The organism is Streptomyces sp. NPDC046977 (genome assembly GCF_040644455.1).
Taxonomy (GTDB): domain Bacteria; phylum Actinomycetota; class Actinomycetes; order Streptomycetales; family Streptomycetaceae; genus Actinacidiphila.
Map to the genome: position 1 here is coordinate 78,757 of NZ_JBEYWO010000034.1, position 13,969 is coordinate 92,725.

The window sequence follows — 13,969 nt, forward strand, 5'->3', positions numbered from 1 at the left end:
GGTCGCCGATCAGCCTATCCACTTCCCCTACCGGCGCCGAAACGAGCCGCCCCCGTACGCTGGCCCGCATGCCCCACGTCACCATCCCCGGCAGCTCCGGGACCGTCCGTCCGATGCGGCTGCTGGGAGACCCCCAGCTGACCGCGCCCTGCCGCGAGGTGACCGCCTTCGACGTCCAACTCGCCACGCTCGTAGAGGACTTGTACGCCACGATGTACGCCCGTGACGGGGTCGGGCTGGCCGCGAACCAGATCGGCGTCCCCTTGCGCGTGTTCGTGTGGGACTGTCCGGACGACGAGGACGTCCGCCATCTCGGCCATGTGGTGAATCCGCGGGTGACGCACATCGGCGGCGTCACCGTGACCGGCCACGAGGGCTGCCTGTCGCTCCCCGGGGTGCACGCGCCCACGCCCCGCCACGACGAGATCACCGTGGAGGGCGTCGACCTGCACGGCCGGCCGCTGCGGGTGGAGGGCACCGGCTTCTTCGCCCGCTGCCTCCAGCATGAGTGCGACCACCTCGACGGCGGTGTCTTCACCGACCGGCTCAGCGGGCTGCGCCTGCGTCGCACTCTGCGCGCCGCCCGCCGCGCGCCGTGGGCGGTGTCCGGCTGACACATCCGCGGGGTCTACCGGAGCGGCGCGCCGGGGCGGTCGCCCACCGCGGCCAGCCGGCCCCACAGCAGGTCTGCCAAGTGGCGCACCAGTACGTCGCGGGAGCAGGGGCGTTCACCGAGCCACCAGTCGCCGGCGGCGTGCATCATGCCGACGATGCCGTGGCCCCAGACCCGGGCCGCCTCCTGGCCGTCGGGGCCCAGGTCCAGCCGTTCGGCGATGAAGCGGGCCAGTTCCTCGCCCATGCGGCGCAGCACCGGGGCCGAGTGGCGGCCGACGTCGAAGCCGCGCTCGCCCTCGGAGGGGTGCTCCGACGGGTGCATCAGGAAGCGGTAGACCTGCGGCCGGGCCTCGATGGCGGACAGGTACGCGTGCAGGGTCGCCTCGACCCGGTCGCGGCGCTCGTTCGGCGCGTCCAGGGCGGCCCGCAGGTTGGCGAGCAGCGCGTCGGTGTGACGGATGGCCAGGGCACGGTAAAGACCGCTCTTGTCGCCGAAGTGCCGGTACAGAATGGGCTTGGTGATGCCCGCCTCGGCGGCGATCGCGTTCATGGACGCCTCCGGGCCGTCCCGCAGCACGACGCGGTCCGCGGCCTCGAGCAGCTCCCTGCGGCGTTCCTCCGCCGCGGTCGCCGTTCGCTGGTCCTGCCGCTGGCTGGTACCCACCCGAGCCTCCCCGCCCGTTCGATTTCTCCCGTCTGCGCAACGTAACACCCCAGGTCCGGTTGACAGTCCTTACCAGCCGGTAACAGACTGGCGTTACCGCAAGTAACCAGCACGTGGAGGGGACCGATGAGCGGCTTCACGCTCGAGCTCAATGACGACCAGAAAACGGTGCGCGACTGGGTCCACGGCTTCGCGGCCGACGTCATGCGCCCGGCGGCGGCGGAGTGGGACGAGCGCGAGGAGACCCCCTGGCCGGTCATCCAGGAGGCCGCGAAGATCGGCCTGTACTCGCTGGACTTCTACGCCCAGCAGTACTTCGACCCCACGGGACTGGGCATCCCGGTCGCCATGGAGGAGCTGTTCTGGGGGGACGCCGGCATCGGCCTGTCCATCGTCGGCACCGGCCTCGCGGCGGTCGGCGTCCTCGCCAACGGCACCGACGAGCAGATCGGCACCTGGATCCCGCAGATGTACGGCGACCCCGCCGACGTGAAGGTCGCCGCCTTCTGCTCCTCGGAACCGGACGCGGGCTCCGACGTCGCCGCCATGCGGACCATCGCGGTGTACGACGAGGCCAAGGACGAGTGGGTCATCAACGGCACCAAGACCTGGGCGACCAACGGCGGCATAGCCAACGTCCACGTCGTCGTCGCGGTCGTCGACCCCGCGCTGGGCTCCAAGGGCCACGCCTCGTTCATCGTCCCGCCGGGCACCCCGGGTCTCGCGCAGGGCCAGAAGTTCAAGAAGCACGGCATCCGCGCCTCGCACACCGCCGAGGTCGTCCTCGACGGCGTCCGCGTCCCCGGCCACTGCCTGCTCGGCGGCAAGGACCGACTCGACGAGCGCCTCGCCCGGGCCCGGGAGCGCGCGCAGGGCGGCGAACGCCTCAAGAACGCGGCCATGGCCACGTTCGAGGCATCCCGGCCCGCGGTCGGCGCGATGGCGGTCGGCACCGCCCGTGCCGCGTACGAGGTCGCCCTCGACTACGCGACGACCCGCACCCAGTTCGGCCGCCCCGTCATCGACAACCAGGGCGTCGCCTTCCAGCTCGCCGACATGCGCACCCGGATCGACGCCGCACGCCTGCTGGTGTGGCGCGCCTCCTGGATGGCGGTCGCGGGCAAGCCCTTCACGTCGGCGGAGGGCTCGATGTCCAAGCTCTTCGCCAGCGAGACGGCCAAGAAGGTCACCGGCCAGGCCATCCAGATCCTCGGCGGCAACGGCTACACCCGTGAGTACCCGGTGGAGCGCATGCACCGCGATGCGGCCATCTACACCATTTTCGAGGGCACGAGCGAGATCCAGCGCCTCGTGATCGCCCGCACGCTCTCCGGCGTCCCCATCCGCTGACGCTCCGCTCCGCGGGGGCCCGGGGCAGGCACCTCGGCCCCGCGGGCGCGGGTGCTCGTGCAGCAGGGGTGTCCGGCGTGCGGCGTCGGGTCGTCCCGCCGACGCTCGGCGCTGCCGCGTACCTGGGGTTCGGCCCCGCGCCGGCGCGAGGGAGCGTTCCGTACCCGGCACAGGGCCCGGGGCGTCCCGCCGTTGTCGACCGAGCCGGGGGACGGCGCCCTCTTCAGGCGTCTCCGGCCGATGCGTGGGGACCTGTGCGTTCGCCGCAGGCGCGGGTTCGGCACGCGGCACACGCGCGTTCGGCGTTCGAGTGCACGCCGCGGCCCTTGGCGGTCCGCGACTGAGCGATGCCGGGCCCGCGTCGGGGACGTCAGCGTTCGGCCGAGGAGCTCGGCGCCGCCGAGTTCGCCACCCGCTCAAGGGGCCGGGTCGTCCCGGCGACGCCGAACCAGCCGGGGGACCGCGCCTTGCCCGGGCGCCTCCGGCGGATCACAGGGCCCGACGTCGACTGCCGGACGCCTGGGCTCGGCGCTGCGGGGCACCACGCGGCCCTTCCTGGCGCTTCCGCGAAGGCCGGTGCGGGCCGAGCCGGGGCCGCCTCGTCTGCAGGGCGTGTCAGCGGCGGATTCGCGATGGCTGCTGCCGCCCCCGGGCCGGGGTCGGTCTCGTCTGCCGGATGCCTGGGTCCGGCGCCGCGGTGCCCGCCTCACCGCCCGCACGACCGGGTGCCGCGTGCCGTGCGGGGCGGGGGTTCGGTGTGGCCGGGGCGCGTCAACCCGCCCGGACGGGATCCCGGTCGGCGCGCCCGCGGGGCGCGTCAGCGGCGGCGGGAGGGGCGGGTGCGGGGGAGGGGGCGGAAGGCGGCTTCGAGATCGTCGAGCGTTTCGACGAGGAGTTCCGCGCTGCGGCGCACCACGCGGTCCTGCGCAGACGGCGACCACCGCCCCAGCGCCGCCCGGACGCCGGCGAAGTCCGGCGGGCGCCGGGTGCGGACCGCGGCGGCGCCCCGGGCCGTGGCGTCGCGCAGCGCGGCGGCGAAGGGGACGGCGTCCGGCACCGGCGGTGCGTCCGGCGCGGGCAGGTGGGCCTCCATGAGCATCGGGATGCGGCCCAGGGCCGAGAGCGCGGCGTCGGCGGCGTCCGCGGAGCGGCGGGACAGTCCGCGGCCGCGGACCGGTTCGGCGTTCGCGCGGGCCACGGCCTGGTCCCACGCGAGCGCGGCGGCGCGCGCGTCCAGCAGTGCGGAGCGCACGGCCTCGCGGCGGCCCTTCCCGGGGGCGCCGTGCGCCTCGAGCGCGGTGGCGGCGTAGCGCCCGGTCGCCTCGATGCGCTCCGCGAGCCGGTCCCGCAGCCGGGGCGTCTCCCACGCCGGGAAGACGGCGTACCCGATCATCGCCAGCAGCCCGCCGAGCAGGGTCAGCAGGACCCGCTCGGGCACGGTCTGCGTCCACTGGGCGCCGGCCATGCCCAGCAGGAACACCACGTACGCGGAGACGGCGACCTGCGAGACCAGGTAGCCGGTGCGCATCAGCAGGTACAGCAGACCGACCGAGACCACGGCCAGGGCCGCGCACAGGTATGTCCCGGGGGAGAACGCCTGCATGACGGCGGTCGCCACGGTCACCCCGGCCAGCGTGCCGACGAAGCGCGCCACGCCGCGCGCGTACGTCTGCGAGAAGTCGGGCCGCATGACCATCACCGAGGTCAGCGGCGCCCAGTAGCCGTGGCCGAGCGGCAGTGCGGCGCCCAGGGCGTAGCCGGCGGGGGTGACCGTGGCGAGCCGGATCGCGTGCCGGAGGACGGGCGAGTCCCGGCGCAGCTCCCGGCGCACCGTGCGGACGGTCAGCGGCACGAGTTCCCACAGGGTCGGCCGGCGCAGGTGCGCGGTGTCCGTGCCGGCGGCGCCCTCGCGGCGGGTCGCGGAGGACACGGCCTCGCCGAGCAGTGCGATCAGCCGCAGGCCGGTGCGCCGGGCGGGTCCGCTGAGCTGGTCCCCGGGTCCCGGCTCGACCAGTGCCACGCTCTCGGCCTCCGCCGGCACCCGCACGGGCTCCGCCTCCCGTACGGCCCGCGCCACGGCGTCCAGCACGTCGGCGGCGGCCGCCAGCAGCTGCCGGGCCCGGTCGCGCTCGGGTCCCTCGGCGGCCGCGCCGACCGCCGGGTCGGCCAGCGAGGCGAGGACGGGGCGGATGCGCTCGGCCAGTACGCGTTTGCCGCGCAGTGCCGCGGGGCGGCGCCGGGCCTGGCGGGGCGTCACCGTGGCGGCACTGCGCGCGGCCATCAGCGGCGCGGGGTCGAACGCCGCCACCGGGTCGTGCCGCAGCCGGCGGGCGTAGTCCGCCTCGGCGGCGAAGGCGTCGGCCAGGGCGTCGCGCTGCGGCCCCCAGCGCCGTACGGGGAAGATGACGATCAGCGCGGCCTGCACCGCGCCGCCGGCGGCGATCACCGCGGCGTGGCCCAGCGCCGTCGCCACCGACGTGGGCAGCGTGATGACGACCAGCATCACCGCGACCGTCAGCGACGACACGAGGCCCGCCGTCGGCCCCAGCGCCCACGCCGTGCCCGCGAGGAACGCCCACACCGCGAGCAGCACCACGAACAGGGCCCAGTGCGCGCCGGCGAGGTAGCCCAGGAAGGTGCTGACCGCCAGCCCGGCCCCGGTCACCAGGGCGAGCAGCGGTCGCGGGCGCCAGCTGCGCTGGAAGGTGGCCATGCCCGAGGCGAAGGCCCCGAAGGCGGAGGACGCGGCGACCACCGGGGAGGCGAGCCACAGCGTCACGCCGACCACGACGGCGACGCCCGCGGCGCCGCGCAGGGCGATCAGCGGCTCCAGCCTGGTGCGCTCCAGCCGCAGCCCCGCACGGGCGGCCCGGCCCACCGCGCGCAACCAGCTCATGATCCAGAGGATAGGTCCGGAAGTGCCGGGTAAGCGCAGCGCACGATCCGTTCCGGCGAGCCCCGAGGAGGACATCCCGTCATGACCGCCATTGCCCGCGCTCCCCGCGCGACCGTGCCTCCTGTGCCGTCCCCGAACCCCGTGCCGCCCTTCCCGCCCGATCCGGTCCCGCCGTCGCCGACCCCGGTGCCCGGTCCCGCCCCGGACCCGCTGCCCGAGCCGCCCTCGCGGCCGGACCCCGATCCCGCGCCCGAACCGCAGCCGGAGCCGCAGCCGCTGTGAGGAGGGGCCCGGACGGCAGGGGTCGCGCATTCGCGCCCGCGGTGGCCGGGGGGCATGGTTCAATGGTTTTCATGGCTGGCCTCACTGACATCGCGACAGGTCGCAGCGACCTCGAGCCGTTCTGGCCGTCCCGGCAGCAGTACCACTTCGACCGGGAGTGTTGCCGCGCGGTTCCCGCGCGGACCCCGGCCCACAGCTGACGCCACCGATTCAGGCTGCCGCCCGCTGTCGGTGTCCCGGTCGTCCCGCGCAAGACGTCGTCCACGACTCCTTCGCGCGAAAGAACCGAGACCCCATGTCGCTCACCCCTTCCGTCCCCGTGCCGGGTGCCGGCCGCCAGCGGCTGCGCGCCGTGCGCCCCGGCGAGGTCCCGCCGCCCGTTCCCGACTTCCTGCCGCCCGGAGCCACTTGGCTGCCCGCTCCGGGGCATGTGATCCCCGAACTGGCCGGGCAGCCCCCGATGGTGGGCTATCTGGTCCTCGTGCCCGCCGAGCAGGCGTCACCCGTGCCGGAGCCGTCCGCCGCGTCCGCGCCGCCACCGCTGGTGCGCGTCGACACCGAGCGGCGGGTCGCCCACGTGCACGACCGCACCCTCGATCTCACCTATCTGGAGTTCGAGCTGCTCGCCCATCTCGTCGCCCACCCGCACCGGGTGCACACCCGGGACCAGCTCGTCACCACCGTCTGGGGGTACGGCCATGTGGGTGACGGCCGCACCGTCGACGTCCATGTCGCGCGGCTGCGCCGCAAACTCGGGCCCGAGCACCGCGCGAGCATCGTGACCGTGCGGCGGGTCGGTTACAAGTACGCGCCGCCCGCGGTCCGCTGAGGGAGCGTCAGCCCGCGGACCGGTTCTGCGGCGCCGCCGGGGAGCCCCCGTGGCCCCCGGCGGCGCCTTCTTTTCCCACATGTGACGTCCGCGGCATCTCCCCCCACCGGACTATGGGTACGCTGTCCCCATTTCCGGCGCGGTTCGGCGCGGCGGAGGCAGGTCCGGAGGGCGTGATGGCTGAGTCTCGGGAGTGGGCGCCCCCGGTGACCGGGACACCCGTGCCGCCCGGCTGGCCCGCCTCCCCGGCCCTCCACATGGCGCTCAACGGCGTGGGCGGCTTCGACTGGGACCTCGACCTCGACCGGGTGCACCTGGACGGCGAGGCGCAGCGGGCCCTTGACGTGGACCCCGAGGAGTTCGACGGCGACCCCCGCGCCATGTTCGCCCGGCTGGCGCCGGACGAGGCCGCCGCCGTCGACCGCACGATCAAGCAGGCGCTCGCCGAGGGCCGCGCCTCCTGGGGCGCGTACAGCCGGCTCACCCGCCGCGACGGGCGCCACGGCTGGGTCCGTCTGCGCGGCCGCGTCGTGCGCGACGGCGAGGGCCGGGCCCGCCGCGTGATCGGCATCGTCATCGACGCCACCGACGAACTCGTCCAGGCCGCCGCCTGTCTGCGCGAGGAGGACCGGTCCACCGAGAGCGATCTCGTCCTGGAGGTGACCGCCTCCCTGGCCCGGGCCGTGACCGTTCGCGACGTGACCGCCGCCCTGACCGGCAACCGCAGGATGGACCGGCTCGGCATCGCCAGCCTCTTCCTCGGCCAGGTCGAGGGCGGCCGGGTGCATGTGGTGAGCGACGCCAAGGAGACCAGCTGGGTCCCCGAGCTCCAGTACACCCGGATCGACGAGGACTACCCGATGAGCGAGGTCGTCCGCACGCTGACGCCGCGCTTCATCACCTCGCCCGAGGAATTCGCCCGCCGCTACCCGGAGTTGTGGCCGCACATCGAGCCGCTGGGCCCCTCGGCCGCGGCCTATCTGCCGCTCATCGCGCAGGGAGAGCCGATCGGCGCGCTGGGTCTGCTGTACCGGCACAAGACGACGTTCTCCCCGCAGGAGCGCGACCTGCTCATCGCGCTCGGCGGCAGCATCGCCCAGAGCCTCCAGCGGGCCATGCTGTACGACCAGGAGCACGACCTCGCGCAGGGCCTGCAGACCGCCATGCTGCCCCGCACGATCCCGGACGTCCCGGGCGCCGAGATAGCCGTGCGCTACCGCTCCGCGCGGCTGGCCCGGGACATCGGCGGCGACTGGTACGACGTCGTGGCGCTCCCCGGCGGCCGGGTCGCCGTCGTCGTGGGCGACGTCCAGGGGCACGACACCCATGCCGCCGCCGTCATGGGGCAGTTGCGGATAGCGCTGCGCGCCTATGCCGCCGAGGGCCACGCGCCGGCCAGCGTCATGGCCCGCGCCTCGGCCTTCCTGCACGAGCTGGACACCGACCGCTTCGCCACCTGCCTGTACGCGCAGGCCGACCCCGCGACCGGTGCCACCCTCGTGGTCCGGGCCGGGCACATCGACCCGCTGGTACGGCAGGCCGACGGCACTGTCCGCGTCCTGCCCGCCTCCGGTGGGCTCCCGCTCGGGCTGGCCGCGCAGTTCGGCCCGCCCGAGTACCCGGTGACCGCGGCCGAACTCGCCCCGGGCGACACCCTTCTGATGTTCAGTGACGGACTCGTCGAGCGGCCGGGCGCCGACCTCGACGACGGTGTGCGCCTGCTGGCCGGCGCGCTGCGCGACGGGCCGTGCGGCCTGCAGAACCTGGCCGACCACCTGACCGCCGTCATGGGCGAGCCGGCCACCGAGGACGACATGGCCCTGCTCCTGCTGCGCCGCGACGGCGACGTCACGTCGGCCCCGGCGCGCCGGCGGCACCAGCACGTCGCCCCGGGCGACCCCGGAGCCCTCGCCGAGGCCCGTGCCACGGTCCGCGAGGCCATGGCGGCGTGGGGCATGCCCGGCCGGGCGGACGAGGCCGAGCTCGCCGCCGACGAACTGATTACCAACGCCCTGGTGCACACCGACGGCGGCGCCGTGCTCACCCTGCGCCTGCTCCCCGACCCGGCCCCGGCGCACGGCGAGGCCGGCGTCCCCCGCAGGCTGCGCGTCGAGGTCCACGACCTGGCCGCGAACTGGCCGCGTCGCCGGGAGCCCGGCGACGGCGAGCTGTCCGGCCGCGGGCTGCTGCTGGTGGACCGGCTCGCCGACGCCTGGGGCGTCGAACCGCACGGTTCGGGCAAGTCCGTGTGGTGCGAGTTCCACGACGCGGGCACCGGCGGGCAGGACCCCGCTACCCCGATCGGCTGAAAGCAAGCGCCGGCGTTCCGCCCGGGTGCCGTTTCGGCCGGTCATGGGCCGCGGATTCACCCGTACGGCTCACTCGCCACGACACGCCGCCGTTTGCCCCGCACGCTGTCGGTGAGGAGCCAAGAGGGAACTGCTCACATGCTGGCCGCGCCGGCACCGGGGAGGTCTGCGATGCCGACGGTGTCTACAAGCGTGATCGTCACCCGAACCGTGGAAGAGGTCTTCGACTTCCTGGCGGACGCCCGCAACCTCCAGATGTGGAGTTCGGGCGTGGCCGCCGTCTCGACGGAGGGCGTGCCCCCGGGGGAGCGCGCGGTGTACCGCTACCACTACCCCGGCCGACACCGCGAACACCGGCTGGTCTGCTCGGTCTACCAGCCCTGCCGCAGGATCACCTACCGGGGGCGGCGGATGTGGAGCCCGCTGGGCACCCAGGTCCCCGAGTACGCCTTCCGTATGCTGCCGCACTCCCAGGGCTCGTTCGTGCAGCTCAGCGTCACCAGCACGCTCGGCGGGGGCATGCTGCTGCTGGCACCCTTCCTCGGCTGGGCGTGGCGCCGCGACCTCCCCGAGGACGCGCGCCGGCTCCGCGAGGCGCTCGGCTGCCCCCTGGTGGCGCCCCCGCAGCCTCCCCCGCCGGCCGGGCAGGTACGTGCCGCCGCCCCGCGCGCCCCGGCCGCCGCCGCGTTGCCGGCGGCGGCCGCCCTGCGTCCCGCACTGCCCCGTGTAGCAGGTCAGGACCGCATAGGCACGGGCACCTGACGGATCCGCCCGAAGTTCCCTCGATCCGGGTACTTCGCTGACAGGCTGGACGCCGTAGGTGCCCCACCCCCGCACGACTGAACAGAGAGGACCCGCAGATGGCGGAGCAGGCCCGCATCGGCGTCACCGGACTGGCGGTCATGGGCCGCAACCTGGCCAGGAACCTCGCGCGGCACGGTCACCCGGTGGCCCTGCACAACCGCACTCCGGCAAGGACGCGGTCCCTGGTCGAGGAGTTCGGCGGCGAGGGCGAATTCCACCCCGCGGAGACCCTCAAGGAGTTCGTCGACTCCCTGGAACGTCCCCGGCGCATCATCATCATGGTCAAGGCCGGCGGCCCCACCGACGCCGTGATCGACGAACTCGTGCCGCTCCTCGAACCGGGCGACATGGTCGTCGACGGCGGCAACGCCGACTACCGCGACACCCGGCGCCGGGAGAAGGCACTGCGCGAGCAGGGCCTGCACTTCGTCGGCACCGGCATCTCCGGCGGCGAGGAGGGCGCGCTCAACGGCCCCTCGATCATGCCGGGCGGCTCGGCCGAGTCGTACGAGTCCCTCGGCCCGATCCTGGAGGACATCGCCGCCAAGGTCGACGGCGTCCCGTGCTGCACGCACGTGGGCCCCGACGGCGCCGGGCACTTCGTGAAGATGGTGCACAACGGCATCGAGTACGCCGACATGCAGCTCATCGCCGAGGCGTACGACCTGCTGCGGCACGCGGCGGGCAAGCGGCCGGGCGAGATCGCGGACATCTTCCGGACGTGGAACTCCGGCCGCCTGGAGTCGTACCTGGTGGAGATCACGGCCGAGGTGCTGGCGCACACCGACGCCGACACCGGCAAGCCGTTCGTCGACGTGGTCCTCGACCGCGCCGAGCAGAAGGGCACCGGCCGCTGGACCGTGCAGAACGCGCTCGACTTCGGCGTCCCGGCGTCCGGCATCGCCGAGGCCGTCTTCGCGCGCTCGCTGTCCGGCAGCACCGAGCTGCGCGAGGCCAGCGGCGGACTGCCCGGCCCCAGCGAGACCTGGCTCGACAGCGCGGCGAGCGACCGCTTCGCCGACGACGTCGAGCAGGCGCTGTACGCGTCGAAGATCGTCGCCTACGCCCAGGGCTTCAACCTCATCCAGGCCGGCAGCGCGGAGTTCGGCTGGAACGTCGACCCCGGCGCCATGGCCACCATCTGGCGCGGCGGCTGCATCATCCGGGCCCGCTTCCTCAACCGCATCAAGGAGGCGTACGACTCCGATCCCGGCCGTGCCACCCTGCTGACGGACGCCCACTTCGCGGACGCGGTGGGCTCCGCCCAGGACGCCTGGCGCCGCGTCGTGACCACCGCCGCCCAACTCGGCGTCCCCGCACCCGGGTTCTCCGCCGCACTCGCGTACTACGACGCGCTGCGCGCGGACCGGCTGCCCGCCGCGCTCGTCCAGGGGCTGCGGGACTTCTTCGGGGCGCACACGTACGGGCGCGTCGACAAGCCGGGCGCGTTCCACACGCTGTGGGGCGGGGACCGCTCGGAGATCCCCGCCGGCTGATCCCCGGTCGTCCGGCGGCCCGTCCCCCTCCGCGAGGGCGGGTGGACGCGCCGCCGGACGGCCGCTGCACAATGGGGGCGTGCGACTGACCCCCGTGAGCTGGGAACGGCTGACCGAAGCGCTGGCCGACCGCGTGGTGGAACTGAAGCCGCAGGACGGGGGAGAGCACCCGCGCGTGGCCGTCGACGGGGCTCCCGCGGCGCGTCCCGAAGCCCTGGCGGAAAGCCTCGCGGACGCCCTGCGGCTGCGCGGGCGGCCGGTGCTGCGGGTCGCCGCGCGGACGTACTGGCAGCCCGCCTCGCAGCGTTTCGAACTGGGGCGCCGGGACCCCGACGCCTACTACGACCGCTGGCTCGACACCGGCGCGCTGTGGCGCGAGGTGTTCGACCCGCTCGCGCCCGGCGGCAGCGGGCGGGTGCTGCCGTCGCGCTGGAACCCGGAGACGGACCGCGCGACCCGCGCGGCGTACGAGGAACTGCCGCCGGGCGGCGTGCTGCTCCTGGAGGGCGCGCTGCTGCAGGGCTACGGGTTCCCGTTCGACCTGAGCGTGCACCTGCGGATGTCGCAGGGGGCGCTGGCCCGCCGGACCCCGGAGGAGGAGCGCTGGACGCTCCCGGCCTACGAGCGGTACGAGCGGGAGGCCGCGCCGGGGGAGACCGCGGACATCCTCGTCCATACCGACGACCCCCGGCACCCCGCGTGGACGGGCTGACCGGGCGCCCCTTGCAGCCGCCCCACGGCGACCGTTAGCGTCCCGGAGCACCATGACTGTCGCCATAGCTCCGCTGACCGCCGAGCACGTTCCCGAAGCCGCCGCCCTGCTCGACCGCTGGTACGGAAAGGCGCGAAGAGGGGTGCCGCTCCAGCCGGGACGGGCGGCGGGCTCGCCGGGCGGCGAGGAACTGCTCGGGAAGATGCTGGCGGGGCCGCGCACGGAGGCGGTGGCCTCGCGTGGCGGCGACGGCACGATGACCGGGTACCTCGTGGCGGCCCCGGTGGATCTCGCCGACGACGACCGGGCCGCGCTCCGTGCCCACCCCCGCTCGGCGCTGGTGGGCTACGGCGGGCACGCGCTGCGCGCCAGCCGTGACGGGCTGCGGGACGACGTGCTGCGGGGGCTGTACGCGACGGTGGCGCAGCGGCTGGTCGCGGACCGCCGGTATGTGCACTACGTGGACCTGCCCGCCGACGACGAGGCCGCGCTCGGCTGGTTCCGGTGCGGCTTCGGGCTGGAACGGGTCCGCGGTCTGATGGCCGTGCGGCCCAAGGGCCGCCAGCCGCGCGGTGTGGACGCGCTGTCGGTGCGCCGGGCGGGACCGGGGGACCTGGAGCGGATCGGGCGGATGGCGGTGGAGGCGGCCCGCGCCGACCGGGGTGCCGCGGTGTTCCGTCCGCAGCCCGAGCCGGCGCTCGCCGCGCTGCGCACGCACTACGCGGGCGCGCTGGCCGATCCGCGGAGCGGGGCGTGGGTGGCGCTGCGCCGGGGCGAGGAGATCGGCATGGTCGTGCTGATCCCGGCGGAGCCCGGCCCGGTGGTGCCGGAGGGGTGCGTCGAACTGGTCGAGGCGTACGTGACGCATGTCGCCCGCGGCGAGGGGATCAGCCGGGTGCTGCTGGCGACCGCGCTGGCGTGGGCGTACGACCACGGGTACCGGCACATCACGGCGAGCTGGTCCGCGGGTTCGCCGGTGTCGGCGGCGAATTGGCCGGCGGTGGGGTTCCGTCCCGTGGCGTACCGGCTGCAGCGCGTGCTCGACCCGAGGATGTGGGCGACCCCACAGCGCTGAGGGGTTTGGTGGTGCGAACCACCTCTCCTTGACTGTTAAACTATCAATGGTTCGCGCGAGGAGAGAATCGTTTCCGCTGCGAACCCCCGCGACTGCCCCGGCCAGATCCCCCCGTCCTGGCCGGGGCTTCTCCTTTTCTTGGTCTGGACATGACCAACTCATCGGGGTACCTTCACTATTGGTCCAGACCAAGCCGGTCCTGCAGGCTCCGCAACTGCTCTCAGAACTCCCCCACGTTCTCCGAGGAGCGAAGCATGCCCAGAAAGCTCGGCGCGGCCGTAGTCGGCCTCGCCCTCGCCGGACTGTCCGTCCTGGCCACCGGCAGCGCCTCCAGCCACGGCTACACGGACTCCCCGATCAGCCGTCAGAAACTGTGCGCCAACGGCACGGTGACCAACTGCGGTGACATCCAGTGGGAGCCGCAGAGTGTCGAGGGCCCCAAGGGCTTCCCGTCCACCGGACCCTCCGACGGCACCATCTGCGCGGGCGGCAACAGCCGGTTCGCCCAGCTCGACAACCCCCGCGGCGGCACCGGCTGGCCCACCACCAAGGTCACCGGCGGCCAGAACTACAGCTTCCGCTGGCAGTTCACGGCCTCGCACGCGACCGCCGACTTCAAGTACTACATCACCAAGCAGGGCTTCGACCCGAGCCGGCCGCTCACCCGGTCCGCGCTCACGCTGACGCCCTTCCTGACGGTCAACTACAACGGGGCCCGGCCCCCGGCGACCGTCACCCACCAGGGCACCATCCCCACCGGTCACACCGGGCGCCACATCATCCTGGCGGTGTGGACCGTCGCGGACACGACCAACGCCTTCTACGCCTGCTCCGACGTGCAGTACTGACCACCTGGCCGCGCCGCCGGGCCCGCCGGTCCCCACCGCCAGGATGATGTGGCGCCCGGTGTGACCGGTGGGGATGGTGCCCTGGTGGG

At 74.4% G+C, this 13,969-nt stretch carries 12 protein-coding genes; 10 read left to right on the forward strand and 2 right to left on the reverse strand.

Annotated features, from left to right (window positions below; all coding sequences use genetic code 11):
* Window positions 1–68: 68 nt before the first annotated feature.
* The gene (gene def / locus ABZ883_RS36055) at window positions 69–614 is read left to right on the forward strand and encodes a peptide deformylase (protein ID WP_360913929.1); all 546 of its coding nucleotides are present in this window, start codon (window positions 69–71) and stop codon (window positions 612–614) included.
* 14 nt (window positions 615–628) lie between these two features.
* On the opposite strand, the gene ABZ883_RS36060 is transcribed toward def, so the two are convergent.
* The gene (locus ABZ883_RS36060; RefSeq protein WP_360913931.1) at window positions 629–1,279 is read right to left on the reverse strand and encodes a TetR family transcriptional regulator; all 651 of its coding nucleotides are present in this window, start codon (window positions 1,277–1,279) and stop codon (window positions 629–631) included.
* Between the two features lie 126 nt (window positions 1,280–1,405).
* Here ABZ883_RS36060 and ABZ883_RS36065 point away from each other — a divergent pair, with 126 nt between their 5' ends.
* Window positions 1,406–2,629, forward strand: coding sequence for an acyl-CoA dehydrogenase family protein (locus tag ABZ883_RS36065; RefSeq protein WP_360913933.1), 1,224 nt, complete (start codon window positions 1,406–1,408; stop codon window positions 2,627–2,629).
* Between the two features lie 817 nt (window positions 2,630–3,446).
* On the opposite strand, the gene ABZ883_RS36070 is transcribed toward ABZ883_RS36065, so the two are convergent.
* Entirely contained in the window at window positions 3,447–5,525 is a 2,079-nt protein-coding gene (locus tag ABZ883_RS36070) for an FUSC family protein (protein ID WP_360913935.1), read from the reverse strand.
* 81 nt (window positions 5,526–5,606) lie between these two features.
* Here ABZ883_RS36070 and ABZ883_RS36075 point away from each other — a divergent pair, with 81 nt between their 5' ends.
* From ABZ883_RS36075 to ABZ883_RS36110, 8 genes are all read left to right on the forward strand, one after another.
* On the forward strand, window positions 5,607–5,807 hold the full coding sequence (locus ABZ883_RS36075; RefSeq protein WP_360913937.1) for a hypothetical protein: 201 nt from the start codon (window positions 5,607–5,609) through the stop codon (window positions 5,805–5,807).
* 295 nt (window positions 5,808–6,102) lie between these two features.
* Entirely contained in the window at window positions 6,103–6,636 is a 534-nt protein-coding gene (locus tag ABZ883_RS36080; RefSeq protein ID WP_360913939.1) for a winged helix-turn-helix domain-containing protein, read from the forward strand.
* Window positions 6,637–6,812: 176 nt separating this feature from the next.
* Window positions 6,813–8,945, forward strand: a complete 2,133-nt coding sequence (locus ABZ883_RS36085; protein ID WP_360913941.1) for a SpoIIE family protein phosphatase — start codon at window positions 6,813–6,815, stop codon at window positions 8,943–8,945.
* A gap of 171 nt (window positions 8,946–9,116) precedes the next feature.
* Window positions 9,117–9,707: an SRPBCC family protein gene (locus ABZ883_RS36090; protein ID WP_360913943.1), complete on the forward strand. Its 591-nt coding sequence runs from the start codon at window positions 9,117–9,119 to the stop codon at window positions 9,705–9,707.
* 98 nt (window positions 9,708–9,805) lie between these two features.
* Window positions 9,806–11,245: an NADP-dependent phosphogluconate dehydrogenase gene (gene gndA / locus ABZ883_RS36095; RefSeq protein WP_360913945.1), complete on the forward strand. Its 1,440-nt coding sequence runs from the start codon at window positions 9,806–9,808 to the stop codon at window positions 11,243–11,245.
* 79 nt (window positions 11,246–11,324) lie between these two features.
* Window positions 11,325–11,957 (forward strand): uridine kinase, encoded by a 633-nt coding sequence (locus ABZ883_RS36100; protein ID WP_360913947.1) that lies wholly within the window; start codon window positions 11,325–11,327, stop codon window positions 11,955–11,957.
* 52 nt (window positions 11,958–12,009) lie between these two features.
* Window positions 12,010–13,032 (forward strand): GNAT family N-acetyltransferase, encoded by a 1,023-nt coding sequence (locus ABZ883_RS36105; RefSeq protein ID WP_360913949.1) that lies wholly within the window; start codon window positions 12,010–12,012, stop codon window positions 13,030–13,032.
* A 254-nt stretch (window positions 13,033–13,286) separates the two neighbouring features.
* Window positions 13,287–13,880, forward strand: coding sequence for a lytic polysaccharide monooxygenase (locus ABZ883_RS36110; RefSeq protein ID WP_360913951.1), 594 nt, complete (start codon window positions 13,287–13,289; stop codon window positions 13,878–13,880).
* Window positions 13,881–13,969: the final 89 nt, after the last annotated feature.

Coding starts and splice junctions, on each gene's coding strand:
- gndA (WP_360913945.1), top strand. CDS start 9,806: ATGGCGGAGCAGGCCCGCATCGGCGTCACCGGACTGGCGGTCATGGGC.
- ABZ883_RS36080 (WP_360913939.1), top strand. CDS start 6,103: ATGTCGCTCACCCCTTCCGTCCCCGTGCCGGGTGCCGGCCGCCAGCGG.
- ABZ883_RS36065 (WP_360913933.1), top strand. CDS start 1,406: ATGAGCGGCTTCACGCTCGAGCTCAATGACGACCAGAAAACGGTGCGC.
- ABZ883_RS36105 (WP_360913949.1), top strand. CDS start 12,010: ATGACTGTCGCCATAGCTCCGCTGACCGCCGAGCACGTTCCCGAAGCC.
- ABZ883_RS36070 (WP_360913935.1), bottom strand. CDS start 5,525: ATGAGCTGGTTGCGCGCGGTGGGCCGGGCCGCCCGTGCGGGGCTGCGG.
- ABZ883_RS36110 (WP_360913951.1), top strand. CDS start 13,287: ATGCCCAGAAAGCTCGGCGCGGCCGTAGTCGGCCTCGCCCTCGCCGGA.
- ABZ883_RS36075 (WP_360913937.1), top strand. CDS start 5,607: ATGACCGCCATTGCCCGCGCTCCCCGCGCGACCGTGCCTCCTGTGCCG.
- def (WP_360913929.1), top strand. CDS start 69: ATGCCCCACGTCACCATCCCCGGCAGCTCCGGGACCGTCCGTCCGATG.
- ABZ883_RS36085 (WP_360913941.1), top strand. CDS start 6,813: ATGGCTGAGTCTCGGGAGTGGGCGCCCCCGGTGACCGGGACACCCGTG.
- ABZ883_RS36090 (WP_360913943.1), top strand. CDS start 9,117: ATGCCGACGGTGTCTACAAGCGTGATCGTCACCCGAACCGTGGAAGAG.